Here is a 22525-nt window from a genome sequence, read left to right on the forward strand (position 1 = left end):
GTTGTCACGCAACTCCGCCGAGATAGAGCCGCTTGACGATATCGTTGCCCTTCAGCTCGTCGACCGAACCTGCGGCCACGACGATCTCGCCGTGAACGATGATGTATCCGCGGCTGGCGATCCTGATCGCCTGATTGAAGTTCTGTTCCGCCATGAGCACGGTCAGGCCGAGATTCCTGTTGAGCTCGCCGATCTTGGCAATGGTTTGCGAGACCAGAAGCGGTGAAAGGCCGACCGAAGGTTCATCGACCAGCAAGAGACGCGGCGACGACATCAGCGCGCGCGCAACCGCAAGCATTTGCTGCTGTCCGCCCGACATGGTGCCGGCCAGCTGGCTCTGCCGCTCCTTGAGCGCTGGAAACGTCTCGAATGCAAGCGACAGATTGCGGTCGATATTGCGCCTCGCCGCCTTGCGGAAGGCCCCGAGCATCAGGTTCTCCAGCACCGTCAACCTCGGAAACAGCCGCCGCCCTTCGGGGACCATCGCCACACCGAGGTCGACGATGTCTTCGGCCGACATGCTGGAAAGATCGTGCGCCACCCCGTCGATCGTCAGGGCGATACTTCCGCGCTCCGGCCGGACCAGACCCGCGATGCATTTCATCAGGGTGCTCTTGCCGTTGCCGTTGGTGCCCAGCAAGGCGACGGTCTCGCCGGCCTCGACATGGAGCGAGACGCCGCGCAGCGCCTTCACGGCGCCGTAGCCGGCATCGAGGCCGTTGATGGCGAGGCTAAGTGCCAAGATAGGCCTCCTGCACGCGCTGATTGGCCATCACTTCGGACGGTGTGCCGATCGCGATAATCCTGCCGGCGTCGAGACACATCACGCGGTCCGAGAAACGCATCACCGCCTGCATGATGTGCTCGATCATGATGATGGTGATGTCGTGGCTCGCCAGGCTCATCAGGAGATCGAGCACCTCGTCGACTTCCGAACTGGAAAGGCCGGCCATGGCCTCGTCGGAGATCAGGAGCTTCGGATGCGTGGCCATCGCCCGCGCGAGCTCCATCTTGCGCAACTCCACCTGGCTGAGCTGCGTGGCCGAGACATTGGCCTTCGACGCCAGTCCCATCTGCGTCAGGATCGACATCATGGTGTCGCGCCGCTTCGCCACCGAAACATGCTCGTGCGCGGCGAAGTCGAGTGCGACCATGAGGTTTTCGGCAACCGTCATGCTCCGGAACGGGCGCGGGATCTGGAAGCTGCGTGCGATGCCGCGGCGCGTGCGCAGATGCGGCTGCAGCGCCGTAATGTCCTCGTCGCGGAACAGGACCGTGCCGGGCTCCGTCCGGAACGCGCCGGAAATGCAATTGATCAGCGTGGTCTTCCCGGAACCGTTGGGCCCGATCAGGCCGAAACGCTCGCCCGGCGGAATTTCGACGCTGACATTGTCGAGCGCGATGAAGCCGCCAAAGCGCTTGGTGAGCGAAGCGATCCGCAGCAGGGGTGCAGGGGTTTCGGAGCTCATGATTCCCTACCCTCGTTACGATTGCGGAAAATCCTCCGGATCAACCCGATGATGCCCTCCGGCGCACCGACCACGAACAACACCAGCATCACGCCGAGCACCAGCACATTCACTTCCGACGAGATGGTCACCGTCAGCAATTGCTGCGTCGTGCCCAGCAGTATCGCTCCGATGATCGGGCCGGACCAATGCGCGGTGCCGCCGATCAGCGACATCGCCAGCGTCGAGACCGAGTAGTTGAGATTGAACGCCGACTCCGGGTTCGCAAACTGCAGGTACATCGCGGAGGGCGCTCCGACGGCACACAACAGCGCGCCCGAGATGACGCACGCAAGGAGCTTCAGCCGCAGCGTCGGCACCCCCGAGCATTCGGCCGCGAGCTCGTCGTCCTTGAGCGCCTGCAGGCCGCGGCCGATCCATGAATTCTGGATATAGCGCGAGATCGCGACCGCCAGCACGACCAGCACCGCTTGGACGAAGAACAGCATCTGCACATAGTTGTCGAACAGCGCACTTACCGGCGGCCGCTGGATCTGGATCCCGGCGGCGCCGCCGACATAGCGCCAGTTCGTGACCGCCGTCTCGATGATGATGGTCAGCGCAATAGTGGCGATCGAGAAGAAGATGCCCTGCATGCGCAGGGTAAGCAGACCCAGGGCGAACCCCATCAGCGCACCGATGGCGGCTGCCGTCAGTATCTGGACCGGAAGCGGCGCGCCAAATGCCTTGACCAGGAACACGGAACTGTAAACGCCCACGCCGAAGAACGCGCTGGTGCCGAAATTCACATAACCGGCATAGCCGCCCAAGATGCTCCATGCCACCGCAAGCGCGATGAACTGCAGTATCACATAGCCGGCAAAGAACGGATACTGGTTGCTCACGACTTTCGTCATCAGCAGGGCGGCGGCGAGGAACAGGGCCGCTCCGATCCAGAAGGCGATCCCGTTACGCTTCATGACCGCCTTCCGAACAGGCCCTGCGGCCGCACGGCGAGAACGCCGAGCAGCATGGCAAAGGAAATCGCCGGCGCCCAGGAAGCGCCGAACATGGTGAGCACGATCGACTCGGCAACGCCGAGGATGATGGCGGCGACCAGCGTGCCGCTCATGCTGCCGAGCCCCGCCATTACCACGACACAGAACGTCCGTCCGATATAGGCCCGGTCGAGCGTCGGCTCGACGGGAGCGACGATGATGAGCAAGGCGCCGGCGACCCCGAGAACGGCGGTGGCGATGCCGAACGCCCATTGCTTGATCCTGATCGGGTTGGTGCCCATCAGCCGCAGCGCTTCCTGGTCCTGCGCGACGGCGCGGATGGCGCGGCCCATGAAGGTCCGCGACAAGTACAGCGTCAGCAGAATGGTCAGCACCGCGGCGACGCCGAAGGCGACCAGGAGTCGGTACGGGATCCGGAGGTCACCGAGCCGCAAGGCCTTGCCGACATAGTCCGCGGTGACCGAGCGCTGGTCGACGCCGAACTGCATGATGATCAGCACTTCGATGATGAAGGCAACCCCGAAGAAGAACGCAATGCCGCGCACGCCGGCGTCGCTGCCGCGCTTCTCGAAGGTCTCGTAGTAGATGCGGTAGGCGACAAGACCGAAGGCAAAGAACAGCGGGGTGATCAGCAGCCCCGCCACCAGCGGATCGATCGCGTAATGCTCGTTGAGAAAATACACGAAGTAGGAGGCCAGCACCAGGAAGGCCGGATGCGCCACATGGGGAACGTCGAGCAGGCCGAACGAAACGGACAATCCGAGGCTGACCGCGCCATAGAAGCAGCCGAGCAGCACCCCGATCACCACCGCGTCGAGCAGCAGGTCCATCGAAAACAAGTGAAGTCCCCCTTGACCGGCTTGAGCTGCATCCCCGACCGGCAGCCGCCGGGTTATTCCACCTCCTGTCCGGGATCGTCTGTCATGATCCCGGACAGCCACTCATAGTCATGGTCTACTTCCGCGCGGCCTCGAACGGCGAGACGAGTTCGCCGGACTTCAAACTCTCCGGAAACAGGATCACCTGCTTGCCGGAGGTGCGGAACTGCTCGATGTTCTTGTCCGCGACGCCGCGGAACTGGGCCTGCAGCACGGCACTCTCCTTGCGCTCGCCGTCCGCCGAGAACGCGATCGGACCGACGATGGTCTTGTGCGTGTTCTCGCGCAGATATTTCGCAAGACCCTTTTGATCGAGCGATTTCGTCGCGTTGATCGCCTGCTCGACCAACTGGCCGCTGGCGTAGCCGAATGGCGCCAGATAGTAGCCGAGCGGATCGACTTTGGCTTCGACGGCGCGCTTGGTGTACTTCTCGAAGAACTCCTTGGTTCCATCGTAATACATGCTCTTTTCCGGGAGCCATGAATTGTAGTTGACGACGCCGTTGAGCAGTGAGCCCAGGTTTTCCATGACCGAGCCGAATTGCAGGCCGACCATGCCGCCGCCGAAGATCTTGACGTTGTCGCCGACGCCGATCTCGTTCACGGCGCGCAGGATGCCGGCCGAATCCGGCGGATAGGACGCGACATAGACGATGTCGGGCTTGGCGGCCTTGAGCGCCCGGATGATGCTGGAGAACTCGACCGTGTTGGGCGGATAGGCCTGGTCGAACACAACGGGCATGTTGCGCTTTGCTGCGACTTCCCGCGTGGTCTTCACAAGGTTCTGCGCGAATTCCTGGTCCGCCGTGAGAAGCGCAACCGACTTGCCGCCGGCCTTCTGGCCGATATCGAGGAACGACGTCGCCCAGCTGTCCGGCGGCCCCCACGGGGCATTGTTGAACCACATGTCGTGGCCGACCTTGCTGTTGACCTGGAACGAGAAGTTGCCAATCAGCAGCAGGCCGCGTTGCTTGACCATCGGCATGATCGGTGCCGTCGGTACCGTCGCATAGGGCGCAAACAGCAAATCGACCTTGTCGACGTCGATCAGCTTGGAATAGATCGCCGGCGTCTCCGAGGCGCTCGACTTGTCGTCATAGACGACAAGCTCGACCTTGCGGCCGAGCAGGCCGCCCTTGGCGTTGACGTCGTCGCGCCAGATTTCGATACCAAGCAACGACGGCTTGCCGCCACCGGCGAGGCCGCCGGTTTGCGGCATGCTCATGCCGATCCTGATTGGCGCCGTTTGAGCCTGCAGCAGGTTGATGCCCAGCGGTGAGGCGGCAAGTGCCGCACCGGCGCTCGCGGTAGCGAGCAGGCGGCGGCGGGTAATCGATCCGGATTTGGAGACCCTCTTCGACATTGGCTGTTTCTCCCCTTGGTTTTGCTGTTTGACGTGATTGTATTTGGTTTTGCCGGCGGCGTCCCTCGTCAGATTCGTCCCATTGCCGTCAGGATAACCTGCGGCGTCAGGGGAATCTCAGTAATTATCGTTCCGAACGGACTTAGGGCATCATTGACCGCATTGGTCACCGCCGCGGCAGCCCCGGCGGTGCCGGCCTCGCCCGCGCCCTTGGCGCCCAACTCGGACTCGCGCGTCGGCGAAACGACATGGCCGACGTCGATGTCGGGCATCTCGCCGGACATCGGCACCAGATAGTCGGCCATATTGGCGTTGGTCAGCTGCCCACGTTCGTCATAGATGCACTTTTCGAACAGCGCCGCGCCAAGCCCCTGCACCACCCCGCCCCTGATCTGCTCGTCGACCAGTTGCGGGTTGATGATCGTGCCGCAGTCCTCCACCACCCAGTGCTTGAGCAACTTGACGAAGCCGCTGTCGGTGTCGACCTCGACCCAGGCCGCCTGGACGCCATTGGTGAAGGCGAAGGGGTATTCACGCGGCACAAAGTGCTTCGTCGCCATCAGTTCAGGCTGGATGCCCGGCGGCAGCGTATCGGGGCGGAAATAGACGATCCGGGCCAACTCGTTCAATTCGATGCGGGGGGCGCCATCGCCGACATTGACCACGGCATTGCCAGCGATGTCGAGTTCGGCCGGCGTCGACTGCAGGATGACGGCGGCAACATCGAGAATGTTCTTGCGCAGGATCTTCGTGGCCTGCAGCGCCGCCTCGCCACCGATGCCGGCGCCGCGCGAGGCCCAGGTACCGCCGCCATAGGGCGTCATGTCGGTGTCGCCGAGGATGACGCGAACGCGATCCATGGAAACACCGAGGACGCTGCCAACGATCTGCGCCGTCAGCGATTCCGAGCCCTGCCCCTGCTCGGTGATGCTGGTCTGGCAGATCACCGAGCCCTGAGCATCCAGCCGCACCGCCACGCCGTCCTGCGACGAAATTCTTGCGCCGCCGACACCGTAAAACGCGGCGCTCGGGTTGGTCACTTCGATGAAACTGGCGATACCGATGCCGCGATGGACACCCTTCTTGCGCAATGCCGCCTGCTCAGTCCGCAGCGCCTGATAATCCATCATCTCGACAATTTTGGCGAGCGAGGCGTGGTGCGACAACTGCTCGAACCGCAAGCCGGATGGCGAGCCGCAGGGATAGGCATCGTCGGCGATCAGATTGCGGCGGCGGATCTCGACCGGGTCCATGCCGATCTTCATCGCGGCAAGATCGACCAGTCCTTCCGTCACCGAACAAGCAATGGGGTGGCCGACGGCGCGATACTGGCACATGACATTCTTGTTCTGGTACACCACCCGCGCCCGCGCGCGATAATTCTTGTTAGTGTAGGGACCGCCGACGAGGTTGACGACCTGGTTGGCCTCGATCGCGCTGGTGCGCGGATACATCGAATAGGGTCCGATGCCGGTGAGATCGTCGATCTCGAACGCCGTGATGGATCCGTCGCGCTTGACGCCGATCTTGCCCTTGCAACGGTGATCCCTGGCATGAATGTCGGTGTTAAAGCTCTCGACCCGATCGGCGACGAACTTTATTGGACGACGCAGCAGTTTTGACAGCGCATAGATCGCCATTTCGTCGGCATAGATATGCACCTTGATTCCGAAGGAGCCGCCGACGTCCTTGCAGACGACGCGGACCTGCGATTCCTTCAAACCCAGGTGCAGCGCGGCGATGTTCTGCACCATGTGCGGCGCTTGCGTGCCCTGGTAGATCGTCAGCCGCGCCTCCGCGGCATTCCAGTCGGCAACGACGGAGCGCGGCTCCAGCGTCACGCCGGTGTGACGGCCGAATATGAACTCGGCCTCGACCACCGCATCGGAGCCGGCAAAGGCCTCGTCCACAGCGCCGGCATCGTGAACGCGCTCCCACGCCAGATTGTCACCCAGCGAGGCATGGATCACGGGGGTAGCCGGATCGAGCGCCGTGCGCATGTCGGTCACAGCCTCGATTTCCCGGTACTCGACCGCGACATGCTCCGCCGCATCCTCGGCCGCCGCGCGGCTCGTCGCCACGATCGCGGCCACCGCCTCGCCCTGCCAGCAGACCCGGTCGATTGCGATCGCCGATTGCGGCGCGGATTTGAGACCCTTCAGATGGGAGAGCACGCCGACCCAGGGGGTAATGACCGCGGAAAGCTCCTTGCCCGTGACCACGGCGATCACGCCGGCCATCTGCTTTGCCGCGGACGCATCGATGCTCACGATCTCCGCATGCGCATGCGGCGAGCGCAGGAACGCGACATGCGCCATCCGCGGCAGCTCCATGTCGCTGACATATGTCCCGCGGCCCTGCAGCAGCCGGTCCAAATTTGGCCGCGGCACGGTCTTGCCGATGTAGGAGTTCGGCCGGTCCAGCACCGACAGCGTTTCGGGATTGCTGCGGATCGAGCTCATGCCGTCCGCCCCACACGTGCGCGTGCCGCATTTTCGACGGCATCGATGATCGCCTGATAACCGGTGCAGCGACAGTAGTTGCCCGAGAGGTGCTCGCGGATTTCCTCGCGCGCGGGCGCGGGGTTTTGCTGCAGCAAGTCCTGGGCTGCCATCAGCATGGCCGGCGTGCAGAAACCGCACTGCAGGGCGTTGCGGTCGCGGAAGGCGTCTTGCAGGTCGGCGATCTCGCCGGAATCGGACAACCCCTCGATCGTTTCGACCTCGGCGCCGTCCACCTGCACCGCCAGCATCAGGCAGGAGCGTACGATCTCGCCGCCAACGCGCACCGTACAGGCCCCGCACACGCCGTGCTCGCATCCGACATGCGTGCCGGTGAGCTTCAATTGCTCGCGCAGGAAATCGGCCAGATTGAGCCGCGGCAACACCTGCGCCTCGACGCGCTCGCCATTCACCATGAGAGTGATAGACACTTGAGCCGTCACGCGGTTGCTCCGGCCTGGAGATCGGGACGGTTCAGCAGTGTGGCCACGCTTCGCCTCAGCAACACCTTGGCGAGATGCCGGCGCATCGCGGGCGTAGCCTGCTGGTCCTGCTGCGGATCGAGTTCATCCGAAAGCGCGTCTGAAACTTCGGCCAGCAGCGCCGGCGTAACCGCAACGCCCGTCAGTCGACCCGCCGCCTTCGCGAGCACGGGCTTGTCGCCAACGGCGAAATAACCAAGCCGGAGGTCGGCGAACCGATCCCCCTGCAACAATGCCTGCGCAGCCAGGCCGACAATCGCATAGTCGCCATGCCGCCGCGCGAACTCCTGGAAGAAATGCGCCGATCCCTTGCGGGCCACCGGCAGTTCGAGCGCGACCAGCAAATCCTGCGGCGCGAGCTTCGTCTCGTAGATCCCGGTGAAGAAATCTTCTGCGGCAATCCGCCGCTCGCCGCCGGGGCCGCGCACGACGATGGTCGCCCCCAGCGCCAGCATGCAGGCCGGCAATTCTGAAGCGGGATCCGCCTGTGCAAGGCTGCCGCCGATGGTGCCCCGGTTGCGGATCGCGGGGTGGGCGACATGCGCCACCGCCGCCTTGAGCAGCGGCGCACATTTCACAATGTCGGATGATTTCAGGAGATCGGCATGCCGGGTCAGCGCGCCGATGACGAGCGTCTCGCCCTTCACCGCGATCCCGCGCAATTCCTTGAGATCACTGATGTCGACGATCAATTCCGGCGCAACCAGTCGCAGGTTTATCGCGGGAATCAGGCTCTGTCCGCCCGACAGCACCCTGGCCTTCTCACCATGCAAGACAAGCAGCTCCAGCGCATTGGCAACGCTGGTTGCGCGTGCATAGGCGAAAGCCGATGCCTTCATTCAGGCGAGCCCTCCCCGGCCCTGCTTTTCTGCTTTTGAGGGATTAGAGGGTGTGGCTTTTCAAAGGTCAAGCTGCTTGATTTTGCAGTGCTTTCGACTTTCGGGGGCTTGCCTTGATCGATTGGACGACGCACGCTCCCGCCGACCAAGAAGGGTCGCCCCGGGGAGGTGCAGAAATCATGAAGCTCGGGTTCTTCACGATGCCGATCCATCCCCTGGAGAAGGATTGGCGGCAGTCCCTGAAGGAGGACCGGGAAGCTTTCCTGCTGGCGGACGAGTTGGGATTTGCAGAAGCCTATGTCGGCGAGCACGTCACCGACCGGGCCGAGAACATCACCTCCTGCATCACCTTCATCGCCTGGCTTGCGGCGGCCACCCGGCAGATCAAGCTCGGCACCGGCACCGTCAACATGCCGAACAGCCATCCGGCCGCGGTCGCAGCCTCCATCGCCATGCTCGATCACATGCTCGACGGCCGGCTGATTTTCGGGATCAGCCCGGGCGGCCTGCTGTCCGATGCCGAGATGTTCGGCAATCTCGACGCCGACCGCAACGCAATGTTCCTCGAGGCCATCAATCAGGTGCTCGCCATCTGGGAGGGCAAGCCGCCCTACAATCTCGCCGGCAAGTACTGGAACATCTCGGTCGAGAAAACCCTGATCGAGGACATCGGCCAGGGATTTGTTGCAAAGCCGCTGCAGCGCCCGCATCCGCCGATCGTCGTCACGGCAGTCGCCCCCTTCTCCAAGGGCGTCACCGAGGCCGCAGCGCGCGGCTGGGATCCGATCTCGGCCAACTTCCTGATGCCGGCCTGGGTGAAGAGCCACTGGCCGAAATATGTCGAGGGTTGCGAGCGCGGCGGCCGGCCGGCCGATCCAGCCAACTGGCGCGTGGCGAAAAGCGTTTTCGTCGCCGGGGATGCGGCCACCGCCAAGGCCTACGCCACCGATCCGAACGGCCCCTATGTCTATTACTACCGTTCCCTCTTCACCAAGCTGAAGCGAGGCGGCCGCATCGAGCTGTTCAAGACCCGGCGCGACCAGCCCGATGACGAGGTCACGCTGGAATCGATCTGCGACAAGCTCATCATCCACGGCACGCCGGATAGTGTTGCCGATCAGTTGCTGGCCTTCCAGGAGGAAGTCGGAACCTTCGGCACCCTTCTCTACGCCGGCAAGGATTGGCGGGACCGCGAGCTTGGCCGCCGCTCCATGATCCTGATGGCCGAGCAGGTCCTGCCACGCGTCAATGCCGGAAGCTCGCGCAGCGCCGACGCCGCGGGTTAACGGGAAACGATGACCCTCTCCGATCGCATTCCCTATCAGGCGCAGGTCGACCGGCCGAAACTGGCGCTTCCCGGCGGCAAGCGGCTTGCGGTGTGGGTGATCCTCAACGTCGAGGAATGGCGGATCGAGAACGCCATGCCGCGCACGGTGCTGTCACCGCCGATGGGACAACCGCTGCTGCCCGATGTGCCGAACTGGTCGTGGCACGAATACGGCATGCGCGCCGGGTTCTGGCGCCAGTTCAAGGCGCTCACCGAGCGCAGTATCCCGGTGACGCTCGCGATCAACGGCAATGTCTGCAATTCCTATCCGCGCGTCGCCTCTGCCGCGCTGGAAGCCGGCTTCGAGTTCATGGGCCATGGCTTCCTGCAAGGCCCGATGCACAAGCTCGACAACCAGGCCGACGCGATCAAGCGCGCAGTGGACACCATCGCCAAATTCACCGGCAAGCCGCCGCGCTCGTGGGAGAGTCCCGGCCTCACCGAAACCGCGGATACGCTCGACCTGCTCCGCCTCAACGGCATCGACTATGTCGCGGACTGGGTGATCGACGATCTGCCGCAGGACGTAGAGACCCCGCACGGCACTATCACCACCATCCCCTATTCGGTGGAGACCAACGACATCGTCATCCATGCCCTGCAGCATTTGTCATCAGAGCAATTCCTGAAGCGCTGCACCGATCAGTTCGACCGCCTTTATCTGGAAGGCGCCGACAACGCACGGGTGATGGCGATCTCGATCCATCCCTACATCACCGGCGTGCCGCACCGTATCAAGTATCTGGAAGCGCTACTCGACTACGTCATCGGCCATGACGGCGTTGCGCTGATGACGGCCAGCGAAATCGGCGACTGGTACCGCGCCGAGATGGCGAAGACGTAGCGCGGCGCTATTTGCCGTCGCCCGGGACGAACTTTCCGAAGCCGCCGCGCGCGAACAGCAGCGGCTCCTGCCCGTTGTAGGAATAGGCCTCGACCGCGCCGAGGAAGATGATGTGGTCGCCGCCATAATAGCGGTTCACGGCGCGGCACTGGAACTGGGCGACGCTGCCGGCGATGATCGGGGCATTACCGAGCCCCGGCTTCCATTCCACGCCTGCGAACTTTTCGCCGGACGACTTTGCGAACTTCAGCGCCAGTTCCTGTTGCGAGACGTCGAGCACGTTGACGGCAAAATGGCTGGCGTTCTGGAAGATCGGCAGGCCCTGCGAGAACATGCCGAGGCTCCACAGCACCAGCGGCGGGTTCAGCGACACCGAGGCGAATGAATTGCAGGTCACGCCATAAGGCTTGCCGTCAACCGCCATCGCCGTGACGATGGTGACGCCGGTGCCGAACGTGCCGAGCGCATTGCGAAAGTCCCGGGGATCGATCGCCGAGTTGTCCGTGGCAAACTCGTTGGCCGGATCGGCCGGATGTTTTGGAACGTCGGACATCCAGGCCTCAGAGCGTCAGATTTTCGGAAGGCAGGCCGATCGCAACGCGGCCGTAATTGGTTCCCGCCGCATCGAAATTGAATGCGAGGTGCGAGTTGATCGCGTGCGCGTCGCGGAACTGGCGCTGCAACGGGCCCGAGGTGAACAGGCTGCGCGCGCCGCTCGCGGTGAACAGCAGCGATACCGCCTCGGTGCAGAGGTTGACGGCGAAAGCCCCGTCGCGGCGCAGCCGCGTCTTCTCGGCGATATCGGGGATATCTCCGCGCCGTGCATCGGCCATGGCGTTGATGCAGTTGGTGCGCATCAGCAGCCGTGCGGTGTCGACCTTGGCAGAGGCTTCCGCGATCTTGATCTGGGTCGTCTGCATGTCGCCGAGCTTGGCGCGGTTGTAGGTCGAGGCGCGATACCGCGCCTGTCCCACATAATCGTCGAGGCAGGCCTGCGCATTGCCGAGACCTACTCCCGACAGCACGTAGGGAAACAGCGAGAACACCGGCAATGCGTAGAGCGCATTCGGATTGGCCGCGCTGCCCGGCGTCGGTCCGCCGGCGAGATCGCTGACCATAATCGACATGTAGCCGGGGACGAAGACATCGACCACCTTAACGTCGTTCGAGCCCGTCCCGCAGAGACCGGTGGCGTTCCAGGTGTCGTTGATTTTGTAGTCGCTGCGATGGAGCAGGAAGATGCGGTACTCGATGCCGTCGGCCTCGTCATCGGTCTCGACCACCCCGGCAAGCATGTTCCACTCGCAGGACTCCACGCCCGAGGAGAACGGCCAATGGCCGGAGAGCGTGTAGCCGCCCTTGGCCTTTCGGGCGCGCCCGGCAGGGAAGATGAAGGACGAGGCGATCAGCGCATTGACGTCCCTGCTCCACACCGCCTCCTGCGCGCGCGGATCGAACATGCCGAGCATCCAGTGATGGCTGGAGAGATTGGCGAAATTCCATGCCACCGACGCATCCGCCTGCCCGAGCGCATCGGCGCAGTCGACCAGCGCGACATAATCCAGCTCGGAGCCGCCGACACGCTTCGGCTGCAGGATCCGGAACAGGCCCGTGTCGTGGAGGGCGCGCTCGGTCTCTGGCGGCAAACGGCGCAGCGCCTCGGTCCGGGAAGCGCGTTCGCGCAGTTCCGGGATCAGCGCGCGGGCGCGGGCGACCATGTCGGCATAGCCGTCCATGCCTTGTCCCGAGACAAGACGGACGTCAGGCTTGCGGGGGCTTCCGGCCATTTGCGCTTCCTCGCCCGGCCACGCGTTACGGCCAAGTCTCCTTCTTCATTTATCCCCCGCACCCTCCCCGTTCAAGCCGCGCTCAGACCCGCTCGATGATGATCGCGGGCGCCATGCCGCCGGCGGCGCACATGGTCACCAGGCCGCGCTTGAGGTCGCGCCGCTCCAGTTCGTCCAGCACGGTGCCGATCAGGATCGACCCGGTCGCGCCGATGGGATGGCCGAGCGCGATCGAGCCGCCATTGACGTTGACCTTGTCGCGGTCGAGCTTGAGGTCGCGGATGTATTTTTCGGCGACCACCGCAAAGGCCTCGTTGATCTCGAACAGGTCGATGTCGTCGATGGTCAGCCCCGCCTTGGCCAGCACCTTGCGCGTCGCCGGCACCGGCGCGTTCAGCATCAGGGTCGGCGAGTCCCCCATATTGGCGATCGCCACCACGCGCCCGCGCGGCTTCAGGCCGTGCTTCTTCGCATAGTCAGGCGAGGCCAGCAGGATTGCGGCGGCGCCGTCTACCACACCGGACGAATTGCCGGCGTGATGAACGAAGTTGATGTCGACATCGGGGAATTTGTCGAGGATCAGCTTGCGGTAGGTCGTGCCCTTGTCGTCGAGCGCGTAGTCGGCGATTGCCGGGAAAGCCGGCTTGAGCTGCGACAGCGCCTCCATCGTGGTCTGCGGCCGCGGATATTCTTCCCGGTCGAGTGCGAGCGTGCCGTCCTCGCGATAGACGGGAACGAGGCTCTTCTTGAAGTGGCCGCCCTTGATCGCAGCGTCGGCGCGCTTCTGGCTCTCCAGCCCGAGCGCATCGACATCCTGCCGCGATATGCCTTCCATGGTCGCGATCGCGTCGGCGCAGACACCCTGATGCGATTGCGGATGCCTGGCGCGAAGGCGAAGGTTGCCGGCATCCATCATCATCGGACCGCCGCCGCGGCGGCCATCCATCGACATCATCTCGCAGCCGCCGGCAATCAGGAGATCCTCGGAGCCCGCCATGATGGAATTGGCCGCCATGTTGACGCTGGTGATGCCGGAGCCGCAAAAGCGATCCAGCGTCACGGCACTGGCGTGAACGTCATAGCCGGCATCGAGCGCCGACATCCGTCCGAGATCGCCGCTCTGGGTCGCGACCTGCGCGCTGCAGCCCCAGACGATGTCGTCGACTTCCGCTGTGTTGATGCCGGTGCGCTCGGCCAGCGCGCGCAGCACGGTGGCGCCGAGCTGCTGCGGATGAATGCCCGACAGCGCGCCCTTGCCAGCCTTGCCGATGCCACGCGGAGTTCTGCATGCGTCGATGATTAGCGCCTCAGGCATGGTGTGTTCCCTCTGAATTCGTTGATTGGCGGCATTTGCAACCGCCTGTCCCCCCAAGTCAATTCGTACTGCCGCAGGGCGTGGCAAAACCTCATGCAATTTCGTCGGACATAGCGGCTCAACGCAATTTTCTGAAGTAGTCCCGCACCTCCCGCACGAACAGGTCCGGCTGCTCGAACGCCGCGAAATGGCCACCCTTCGGCATCTCGCTCCAGTGCGTGATGTTGGTGTAGCTCGCTTCCATCCACTTGCGCACCGGCGTGACGATCTCTTTGGGGAACACGGCAACGCCGGTCGGTACCTTCACGGTATGCGCGGTCCGCTTCTTCGGCCCGAAGCTTTCCCAATAGAGCCGCGCCGAAGATGCGGCGCTCGCGGTGACCCAATAGAGCATCACGTTGTCGAGCAACTCGTCGCGGGTGAAGATGTTTTCGGGGTGGCCGTTGCAGTCGGTCCAGGCCCAGAATTTCTCCAGTATCCACGCCGCCTGCCCGCTCGGCGAGTCCGTCAGCGCATAGCCGAGCGTTTGCGGCCGGGTGGACTGCTGCTTGGAATAGCCGGAATCCCAATCGGCATAATATTGAATGCCCTTCAGCGCCCGTGCCTCTTCCGGTGTCGGCTGGCCCTCGACATTGGGCCGCGCCGACATCGCGAGCGTGATGTGGATGCCGGCGCAATGATCGGCGTCCTGCTCGCCGAGCGATGTTGTCACCGCCGAACCCCAGTCGCCGCCTTGTGCGCCATAACGCGCATAGCCGAGCCGATCCATCAGAACGGCCCAGGCTTGCGCGATGCGATCGACGCCCCAGCCCGTCGCCGTGGGCTTGCCCGAGAAGCCGAAGCCGGGCAGCGATGGACACACGACGTGAAACGCATCGGCTGCATTGCCGCCATGAGCGACGGGATCGACGAGCGGCTCGATCACCTTGTGGAACTCCACCACCGAGCCCGGCCAGCCATGGGTGATGATCAGCGGCGTCGCCTGCGAATGGGGCGAGCGGGCATGGATGAAGTGGATCCCGAGGCCGTCGATATCGGTCGTGAATTGCGCGAACCGGTTGAGCGCCGCCTCGCGCTTCTTCCAGTCATATTGCTCGGCCCAGTAGCCGCAGACGTCCTTGATCCACTTCAGCGGCACGCCCTGGCTCCAGTCGTCGACCAGTTCGGTCTCCGGCCAGCGCGTATTGCGCAGCCGCGATTTCAGATCGGTGAGGACAGCGTCGGGCACTGCGATGCGAAAGGGGTTGATCAATTCGTCCATGGGCGGAGCTCACACGAGGGAGGCGGTTGCGGTAGCCTATCACCGCAAGAATGCGGTATCAGCCATGCTGTCACCGCGAGGCGGCGCAGAGCAGAGCTGGCATGCGTGAGTATACACGCGACGCTTGCGGCCAGCGCTAGTACAATACGGCCGCGCGAATCATCAACGCGGGTAACAAGCCGGCGCGGTCTCGAGCAATTTTCCTGAATGTCGAGACGACGCGAGCCGGCACTGCATCCAGGGGAGGTATATCGCAACAACGACGTTCGGTACGAACCATGCTGATCCTCTTCGAAGGGACATTGGGCGCCCGCCAAACCCAGCGCTTTGTCGAGGAGATGCTGCACGCGGGACATTGGAGCTGGGATCTCGATTCCGGATCCATGCAATGGTCGCGCGGCGTCCTGGATTTGCTGGGCCTGGAGGGGACGGGCGTCGCGCCGACCAGTTCGGCATTCATGGATGCGATCCATCCCGACGACAGGAACGCGCAAAGCGACCTCGAGCAGATGTTGCGCGACTCGATCGCCATCGAGCGCGAATTTCGCATCGTGAACTCCAGCGGGCGCGTGCGCTGGATTGCGGTCAAGGCCGAGCCCATCGCCGGCCCCTCCGGCAATCCGAACCGGGCCGTCGGAATCTGCTACGATGTCACCAAGCACCGCGAAGAGCTGCAGCTGATGAACAGACATCAGCGTCGCCTCGAAGGAGTGTACCGGCTCGCCAATCTCCTGATATGGACGGCGAAGCCGGACGGCTCGCTCCGCGAAATCCTTTGCTGGAAAGGCGGCGAAAAGCTTGACCGCAGCGATCGCCCTGCCATCGGCTGGGACAGCCTGATCCATCCCGACGATTTGGCTTCGTTCAGCGCCAGCTGGACGACCGCCGTGGAAACACGCCAGCCGCTGCTGGTCCAGCATCGATTGCTCACCCCCGACGGTGCAGAGCACGATTGCTGGTCGAGAGCCGTTCCGATCCTGGACCCGCAAGGCGACATCCAGGAATGGATCGGCTCGTCTCGAAATATCGAGGACATAGACCTGCTCTTCCCGCGCAAGCCCGGCAAGCCGACGGGCACGCAGGTGCGAGCAGCCAGGGCGATCCTCGGCTGGTCGGTCAAGGAGCTGGCCCTTGCCAGTCGCGTCAGCCAGGGCACGATCCGCGGCATGGAAGCGATCGACGGACCGCTGCAGCGATACGCGGCGGAAGCGGCCGCCATCCAGACTGCCCTGTTCAATGCCGGCGCAGAATTCACCTTCAGCCCGGACGGCGAGCCCGGCGTGAGGCCGCGCAAGCCGCGACCCCGCGCGCCAACTGTTGCTTCCCTCGGGCCGGGCGCCGACAGAATTTGCTCGAAATAGATATTGCCGCGCACACCCGCTGCGAATTTTGACCCGGCGCGGCCGGCAATGGTGAATTTTTTCTTAACCCGGCCGTAAACCCGCTCGTCTACGCTTGAACTCGTACTGCACGACCTTGCGGCAGGCGCGACCAGATGCGGCCTGCCAACCGAACCAGCCATATTACCTGAGAGCCCATCATGACCGACGCAACCGGAATTGCCCGACGCCTCAGCTTCAATCGCATCGACGACTTGACCATTGCCGCGCTTCGCGAGGCTCGACCCTTTGTGGTCGAGGTCATGCCCGCGATCCTCGACAAGTTCTACGATCATGTCGGCCGCTTCGCCGAAACGGCAAGGCTCTTCGGCAACCGCGAGCACATGATGCACGCCAAGCAGATGCAGATAAAGCACTGGGCGATCATCATGGACGGCCAGTTCGACGAGACCTATGAGGCCTCGGTGACGAGGATCGGCGAGGTGCACAACAAGCTCGGGCTCGAGCCGCGCTGGTACATCGGCGGATACAATGCGCTGGTCACCGATCTGGTCGAGGCCATCGCGCTGCGGCTTCCGCATGGCGCGTTCGATCGCCGCGTGGCGGAGCGGAAGGTCCGAATCCAGATGGCGATCATCAAGGCGGCGATGCTCGACATGGACCTTGCGATCTCCGTCTACATCGAAGCCGGCCGGCGCGAGCGGCGCGCCACGCTGGAGGAGTTGGCCGGCCGCTTCGAGGCCGCGGTCGGCAGCGTGGTCAACATCGTGGCATCGGCAGCCACGGAGTTGCAGGCCTCCTCGCAAACCCTGCAGGCCGCCACGGGCCGCACCTCGGAACAGGCGGGCTCCGCGACATCCGCCTCGCAGCAGGCGCTGGCCAACGTCAACGCTGTTGCCGCCGCGTCCGAGCAACTGACGGGTTCCATCGCCGAAATCAGCCGCCGGGTCAGCGAGTCCGCCAGCGTCGCTGGCCGCGCCGCTCAAGGCGCCGATCAGGCGACCGAAACCATGAACCGGCTTTCCGAGGCGGCGCAGCGTATCGGCGCGATCATCGATCTCATCACCAACATCGCCTCGCAAACCAACCTGCTCGCGCTCAATGCCACCATCGAGGCCGCGCGCGCCGGCGAGGCGGGGCGCGGCTTTGCCGTGGTCGCCTCCGAAGTGAAGGGCCTTGCCGAGCAGACGGCGAAGGCGACGGCCGACATCGCCGCCCAGATCGGCGACATCCAGCAATCGACATCCGACTCGGTTGCGACCATCAACGGGGTTACGGAGATCATCCGCTCGATGTCGGAAATATCGACCGCCATCGCTTCGGCCGTCGAAGAGCAGAATGCGGCGACCGGCGAGATCTCGCGAAGCGCCCAGCTGGCGGCCTCGGGGACCAGTGGTGTCTCCAGGAACATCGTGGAGGTCACCCAGGCCGCCGAGGAAGCCGGGAGCACCGCGGGGCACGTGCTGACTGCGGCCGCCGAGCTTTCCAGGCAGTCCGAGGTTCTTCGCGCCGAGGTATCGAAATTCCTTGAGACCGTGCGAGCGGCGTAGCACCTATTTCTCGGCCTTCAGCATCGCCAGGATGCGATCGGCCTCGGTGCGCCAGTCCGGGCTGCGGGCGAATTCCTTGGTGCCCCTGGCGCCGAACAGCCCGTCATCGGCGAGATCGGCGACCCAGGCCTGCCGTTCGGCGGTGCCCTGCGCCGACCACGGCGTGAGGCCGGCCTCGCGCACGGTCTCGGCGACCTCGCGCACTTCCTCGGCGCGGCGGCGGCCATGCTCGATGACGCGCTGGAAGAAATAGGCGCCCTGCTTTTCCCAATCGATGCCGGGATAGGTTTCCTTCAGCGAAGCGAGCACCGCATCCTCCACGCCATAGGCACGCGCGGTGGTGAAGCTCTCGATCACCATCGCCTCCAGGCCCTTAATCATGATGCTGCGGCACATCTTCACGGCCGAGGCCACACCAAGCTGTTCGCTGGAAACCCTGGCATCGAAGCCGAGCGCGACCAGCAGCGGCGCAAGCTCCTTTGCCCCGCCGCCGCCGAGCAGGAGCGGCACCTTGATGCGATAGGGCGGCACCGAGGTCATCACGGCGCCTTCGACATAGCGGCCGTTGGCGCCGTCGACCCGCGAGGCCGCGCGTTGCTTGGCACCGGGCGAGGCCGAATTGAAATCGAGAAACCAGGTGCCCTGCCCGATCGCGGGCGCGCAGGCTTGCGCGACGGGAACCGCCTGGCTCGCGGTGACGGCGGAAATGATCAGGTCGGCCTGGCCGGCGAGATCGGCATGCGATCTGGCCAATACGACGCCGATCTTCGCCGCATGGTCGCGCAACGGTCCTGCCCGATCATCGTCGAGCTTGATGTCGTAGGCAGCGACGGCAACGCCGGCCTTGCGCAGATCTTCGGCAAGGATGCGGCCGACCTCGCCGTAGCCAACGAGCCCGACCTTCCAGCTCCTGGGATCACCCGACATGACTTCTGCGCGCCTCCGCCGTTTTGCGGCGAATCGTAGCCGCATCGGCCGACAAGATCGAGGGCGGAGCTATGCGGCCAGCACGCGGCAAATCTTCAGCGCGTCGGCGGCAACCGCGTCGACGCTGCGCGCATAGCCGCTCCTGATCCATTCCTTGGCGATCTGCACCACCGCACCGACCACGCCGGCACGCACCAGTTCGCCCGGCTTCGGCTTGATGTCGCTGTCGGGAGCCACCATTCGGGCCAGCACTTCGCCGAACTGCAGCAAGAGCGCTCCCCATACCGCGTCCACCGCCGGCCCAACCCGCGCGATCTCGATCACGAACAGCCGCGCGCCGTCCGGATCGTCCTTCAGCATCTGGTAATAGGCCCGCAGCACGGCATGACCGCGCTCCTCGGCCGCGCCACGGTGCTCTTTCCGCACGTCCTCCAGGCAGTTGAACACGCGCCGCGAGACGGTGTCGAAGGCCGCGACCAGCAGCGCCTCGCTGTTGGCAAAGGACTCGTAGAAGTATCGCTCGGTGAGGCCGGCCGCCTCGCATACCGCCTTCACCGTGGTGTTGCGGTAACCGAGCTCGCCATAGGCCCGGATCGCCCCCTCGATCAGCCGCTCGCGCCGGGCCAGCCGCCGTTCGTCGGCCGACAACCCCGCATAATTCCTTGCCCGCGCTGTGCTCATGCCGTCCCCGAATCCGCCGCTTGACATAAAACATTGTCAGATGCTTAAATCTGACAATACCACGTGTCAGAAAATAACACCAATATAACCGGACACGCTTAGCCCAGTTGCTCAAGGGAGTGAACCTATGCAGGAGCATGTGTCGGAGCGAACCGTTGCGGGCAGGCCCGCCGGCGCCTCCAACGTCACCCCGTTCAAGTCGCCCGCGCAAACCGATTTCGACGTCATTATCGTCGGCGCCGGCCTGTCCGGGATCGGCGCGGCGTTCCATTTGCAGCGCGACTGTCCCAGGAAATCCTTCGTCCTCCTCGAAGGCCGCGACGCGCTCGGCGGCACCTGGGACCTGTTCCGCTATCCCGGCATTCGCTCGGACTCCGACATGAACACGCTCGGCTTCCGCTTCCGCCCCTGGCGCGGCGAGAAGGCGATCGCCGACGGTCCCGCCATCCTCACCTATCTGAACGACACCGCCCGCGAGAACGGCATCGACCGCAAGATCCGCTACAATCACAAGGTCAAGCGCGCCTCGTGGTCGAGCCGGGCCGCGCGCTGGACGCTCGACGTCGAAGGCCCGGACGGCCCCCTCACCTTCACCTGCAACTTCCTGCAGATGTGCAGCGGCTATTACGACTACGATTCCGGCTACATGCCGGGCTGGCCGGGCATGGAGCGCTTCAAGGGCCAGACCGTGCATCCGCAGAAATGGCCTGAAGACCTCGACTATGCCGGCAAGCGCATCGTGGTGATCGGCAGCGGCGCCACTGCCGTGACGCTGGTGCCCGCGATGGCCGAAACGGCGGCGCATGTCACCATGCTGCAACGCTCGCCGACCTACATGGTTTCGCGTCCGGCCAAGGACGTGATCGCCAACTGGCTTCGCGCCAGGCTGCCGGACAAGCTGGCCTACGGGCTGACGCGCTGGAAGAACATCCTGCTGCAGATGTATTTCTACAATCTCGCGCGCAAGAAGCCGGAAGGCGCCAAGAAGCGCCTGATCGAGATGGCCAGGGCCGAGCTCGGCGACGGCTTCGACATGGAGAAGGATTTCACGCCGCGCTACAATCCCTGGGACCAGCGGCTCTGCCTGGTGCCAGACGGCGACATGTTCAAGGCGATCCGCGAGGGCAAGGCCTCCGTCGTCACCGACGAGATCGAGACCTTCACCGAGACCGGCATCAAGCTGAAGTCCGGCAAGGAGTTGCCCGCCGACATCATCGTTACCGCCACCGGTCTCGTGATGCGGCTGATGGGCGGCGCGCAGGTCGTGGTGGACGGCAAGGTCATCAATCCCGGCACGACGCTGAGCTACAAGGGCATGATGTTCTCGGACATCCCCAACCTCGCCTCCACCTTCGGCTACACCAACGCTTCCTGGACGCTGAAGGCGGATCTCACCGCCGAATATCTCTGCCGCATCCTCAACAAGATGGATCGCGGCGGCTACGCCTATTGCACGCCGCGCAACGTCGATCCCGAGGTGATTGCGGATGCGACGCCGCCGCTCGCCTCCGGCTACATGCAGCGCGCCAAGGACGTGATGCCCAAGCAGGGCTCGAAGCGGCCGTGGAAGCTGTACCAGAACTACGCCAAGGACATGCTGGCATTGCGCTTCGGCAAGGTCGATGACGGCGTCCTGGTCTTCAGCAAGGCCGAGCAGCCCGCCGCCAAGCGCCTGCGCGCGTAAGCCGCGGTCGCGCCCCGTGCGCGGCGCGGCTATACTCCTGTCAATTCCTGAAGAGGGTTTCCCATGACGTTCCTTCTCGGACTGATCCTGCTGCTTGCCGTCATCATTGCCGGTCTTGTCTGGTTCACCTCCAACACTGCCAGGCGCGTCGAGGCGCTGCTGCCGCCGCGCGGCCAGTTCATGGACATCGACGGCCAGCGCATCCATTACACCGACACCGGCGGCACCAAGCCTGCGATCGTCATGATCCACGGGCTCGGCGGCAATCTGCTGCATTTCGGCTACGCCATGGCCGACAAGCTCACAAACGACTATCGCGTCATCCTGGTCGACCGGCCCGGCGCCGGCTATTCGACCCGCCCCGAGGATGCGCCGGCGACGCTGACCGCACAGGCCAAGACGATCGCGACCCTGATCCGCCGGCTCGATCTCAAGCAGCCGCTCGTGGTCGGACATTCGCTCGGCGGCGCCTTGTCGCTGGCGATTGCGCTCGATCATCCCGACTGCGCCGGCGGCCTCGCACTGATCGCGCCGCTCACCCATGCGCGAGAGGACGTGCCCGAGGCGTTCCAGGGTCTCGTCATCGCCTCGCCGCTGGTGCGCAAGGCGATCGCCTGGACCCTGGCCACGCCGCTCGGCATCCGCCGCGGACCGAAGCTGCTGGCGGAAGTGTTCGCGCCTGAGGCCGTGCCCGCCGACTTCCCGATGCGCGCCGGCGGATTGCTCGGCTTGCGGCCAAGCGCCTTCTACAACACCTCCACCGACCTGATGGCGGCGGGGGAGACGCTGCCCGGCTACATGGCCCGCTACAAGAGCCTCGACATTCCCATGGCCATGCTGTTCGGCCGCGGCGACCGCATCCTCGATTATCGCGGCCAGGGCGAGGCGATGAAGATCGTCTGCCCCGCGCTCGATCTCGAACTGATGGAAGGCGGCCACATGCTGCCGATGACCGCCCCCGACCGCTGCGTTGCGCTGGTGCGACGCGTGGCGGAGCGGCAGCAGGGCATGCAGGCGGCATGAGGATTGGCGCGAGTTGCGCTCCTTCGCTTCGCTCGCATTGACGGGAGACATACGTCTTCGTTCTCACGGCGCGGTTTCGCCTGAGTTTTGCCAGTTCGTTGTCCCTCTCCTGTGAAGCTACGGGATCCCCAAAAGTGATTCCCCGGATTTTGCAAATATGATTCAAGGGCTTTCGACCTATTTGGCGGAGGCACAAGATGTCTTTCGGCGACATTCGGGTTGCGGAACGAGCTGATTGGCTGATCGAGCGGGTAGC

General features: G+C 64.2%; 20 protein-coding genes. 6 read left to right on the forward strand and 14 right to left on the reverse strand.

Annotation, left to right across the window (positions count from 1 at the left end):
• Positions 1–4: 4 nt before the first annotated feature.
• The 8 genes from HZB49_RS04525 to HZB49_RS04560 all read right to left on the reverse strand — a co-directional run bounded on the left by HZB49_RS04525 (position 5) and on the right by HZB49_RS04560 (position 8530).
• Positions 5–742 (reverse strand): ABC transporter ATP-binding protein, encoded by a 738-nt coding sequence (locus HZB49_RS04525; protein WP_291609308.1) that lies wholly within the window; start codon positions 740–742, stop codon positions 5–7.
• Positions 732–1469 (reverse strand): ABC transporter ATP-binding protein, encoded by a 738-nt coding sequence (locus HZB49_RS04530; protein WP_291609309.1) that lies wholly within the window; start codon positions 1467–1469, stop codon positions 732–734. Before HZB49_RS04530 ends, HZB49_RS04525 begins: the two co-directional genes overlap by 11 nt.
• Complete coding sequence (locus HZB49_RS04535; RefSeq protein ID WP_291609310.1) at positions 1466–2428, reverse strand: branched-chain amino acid ABC transporter permease; 963 nt, start codon at positions 2426–2428, stop codon at positions 1466–1468. The genes HZB49_RS04530 and HZB49_RS04535 overlap by 4 nt, the downstream gene beginning before the upstream one ends.
• On the reverse strand, positions 2425–3297 hold the full coding sequence (locus tag HZB49_RS04540; RefSeq protein WP_291609329.1) for a branched-chain amino acid ABC transporter permease: 873 nt from the start codon (positions 3295–3297) through the stop codon (positions 2425–2427). The genes HZB49_RS04535 and HZB49_RS04540 overlap by 4 nt, the downstream gene beginning before the upstream one ends.
• A gap of 124 nt (positions 3298–3421) precedes the next feature.
• Positions 3422–4708 (reverse strand): amino acid ABC transporter substrate-binding protein, encoded by a 1287-nt coding sequence (locus HZB49_RS04545; RefSeq protein ID WP_291609311.1) that lies wholly within the window; start codon positions 4706–4708, stop codon positions 3422–3424.
• Between the two features lie 68 nt (positions 4709–4776).
• Entirely contained in the window at positions 4777–7170 is a 2394-nt protein-coding gene (locus HZB49_RS04550; RefSeq protein ID WP_291609312.1) for a xanthine dehydrogenase family protein molybdopterin-binding subunit, read from the reverse strand.
• The gene (locus HZB49_RS04555) at positions 7167–7652 is read right to left on the reverse strand and encodes a (2Fe-2S)-binding protein (RefSeq protein ID WP_291609313.1); all 486 of its coding nucleotides are present in this window, start codon (positions 7650–7652) and stop codon (positions 7167–7169) included. Before HZB49_RS04555 ends, HZB49_RS04550 begins: the two co-directional genes overlap by 4 nt.
• On the reverse strand, positions 7649–8530 hold the full coding sequence (locus tag HZB49_RS04560; protein ID WP_291609314.1) for a xanthine dehydrogenase family protein subunit M: 882 nt from the start codon (positions 8528–8530) through the stop codon (positions 7649–7651). Before HZB49_RS04560 ends, HZB49_RS04555 begins: the two co-directional genes overlap by 4 nt.
• Before the next feature lie 179 nt (positions 8531–8709).
• Between HZB49_RS04560 and HZB49_RS04565 the strand changes: the two genes are divergently transcribed.
• Together HZB49_RS04565 and HZB49_RS04570 are read left to right on the forward strand one after the other, a co-directional pair.
• Complete coding sequence (locus HZB49_RS04565) at positions 8710–9816, forward strand: LLM class flavin-dependent oxidoreductase (RefSeq protein WP_291609315.1); 1107 nt, start codon at positions 8710–8712, stop codon at positions 9814–9816.
• Between the two features lie 9 nt (positions 9817–9825).
• Complete coding sequence (locus HZB49_RS04570; RefSeq protein WP_291609316.1) at positions 9826–10701, forward strand: polysaccharide deacetylase family protein; 876 nt, start codon at positions 9826–9828, stop codon at positions 10699–10701.
• Positions 10702–10708: 7 nt separating this feature from the next.
• Here the strand turns inward: HZB49_RS04570 and HZB49_RS04575 are convergent, their stop codons facing one another.
• The 4 genes from HZB49_RS04575 to HZB49_RS04590 all read right to left on the reverse strand — a co-directional run bounded on the left by HZB49_RS04575 (position 10709) and on the right by HZB49_RS04590 (position 15064).
• Complete coding sequence (locus HZB49_RS04575) at positions 10709–11254, reverse strand: flavin reductase family protein (protein ID WP_291609317.1); 546 nt, start codon at positions 11252–11254, stop codon at positions 10709–10711.
• A 7-nt stretch (positions 11255–11261) separates the two neighbouring features.
• Complete coding sequence (locus tag HZB49_RS04580; RefSeq protein WP_291609318.1) at positions 11262–12488, reverse strand: acyl-CoA dehydrogenase family protein; 1227 nt, start codon at positions 12486–12488, stop codon at positions 11262–11264.
• An 82-nt stretch (positions 12489–12570) separates the two neighbouring features.
• The gene (locus tag HZB49_RS04585; protein ID WP_291609319.1) at positions 12571–13803 is read right to left on the reverse strand and encodes an acetyl-CoA C-acetyltransferase; all 1233 of its coding nucleotides are present in this window, start codon (positions 13801–13803) and stop codon (positions 12571–12573) included.
• A gap of 118 nt (positions 13804–13921) precedes the next feature.
• Positions 13922–15064 carry an epoxide hydrolase family protein gene (locus HZB49_RS04590; protein WP_291609320.1) on the reverse strand — a complete coding sequence of 381 codons (1143 nt, stop codon included), beginning with the start codon at positions 15062–15064 and terminating at the stop codon, positions 13922–13924.
• 278 nt (positions 15065–15342) lie between these two features.
• On the opposite strand from HZB49_RS04590, the gene HZB49_RS04595 reads away from it, so the two are divergent.
• Together HZB49_RS04595 and HZB49_RS04600 are read left to right on the forward strand one after the other, a co-directional pair.
• Complete coding sequence (locus HZB49_RS04595) at positions 15343–16425, forward strand: PAS domain-containing protein (protein WP_291609321.1); 1083 nt, start codon at positions 15343–15345, stop codon at positions 16423–16425.
• A 179-nt stretch (positions 16426–16604) separates the two neighbouring features.
• Complete coding sequence (locus HZB49_RS04600) at positions 16605–17954, forward strand: globin-coupled sensor protein (protein ID WP_291609322.1); 1350 nt, start codon at positions 16605–16607, stop codon at positions 17952–17954.
• 3 nt (positions 17955–17957) lie between these two features.
• On the opposite strand, the gene HZB49_RS04605 is transcribed toward HZB49_RS04600, so the two are convergent.
• Both HZB49_RS04605 and HZB49_RS04610 read right to left on the reverse strand, forming a co-directional pair.
• Positions 17958–18926: a DUF1932 domain-containing protein gene (locus HZB49_RS04605; protein ID WP_291609323.1), complete on the reverse strand. Its 969-nt coding sequence runs from the start codon at positions 18924–18926 to the stop codon at positions 17958–17960.
• Positions 18927–18950: 24 nt separating this feature from the next.
• Complete coding sequence (locus tag HZB49_RS04610) at positions 18951–19562, reverse strand: TetR/AcrR family transcriptional regulator (RefSeq protein WP_291609324.1); 612 nt, start codon at positions 19560–19562, stop codon at positions 18951–18953.
• A 127-nt stretch (positions 19563–19689) separates the two neighbouring features.
• Between HZB49_RS04610 and HZB49_RS04615 the strand changes: the two genes are divergently transcribed.
• Together HZB49_RS04615 and HZB49_RS04620 are read left to right on the forward strand one after the other, a co-directional pair.
• On the forward strand, positions 19690–21246 hold the full coding sequence (locus tag HZB49_RS04615; RefSeq protein WP_291609325.1) for an NAD(P)/FAD-dependent oxidoreductase: 1557 nt from the start codon (positions 19690–19692) through the stop codon (positions 21244–21246).
• A gap of 63 nt (positions 21247–21309) precedes the next feature.
• Entirely contained in the window at positions 21310–22269 is a 960-nt protein-coding gene (locus HZB49_RS04620; protein ID WP_291609326.1) for an alpha/beta hydrolase, read from the forward strand.
• Positions 22270–22525: the final 256 nt, after the last annotated feature.

Origin of the sequence: Bradyrhizobium sp., assembly GCF_016219575.1 — a bacterium.
Lineage (GTDB): Bacteria > Pseudomonadota > Alphaproteobacteria > Rhizobiales > Xanthobacteraceae > Bradyrhizobium.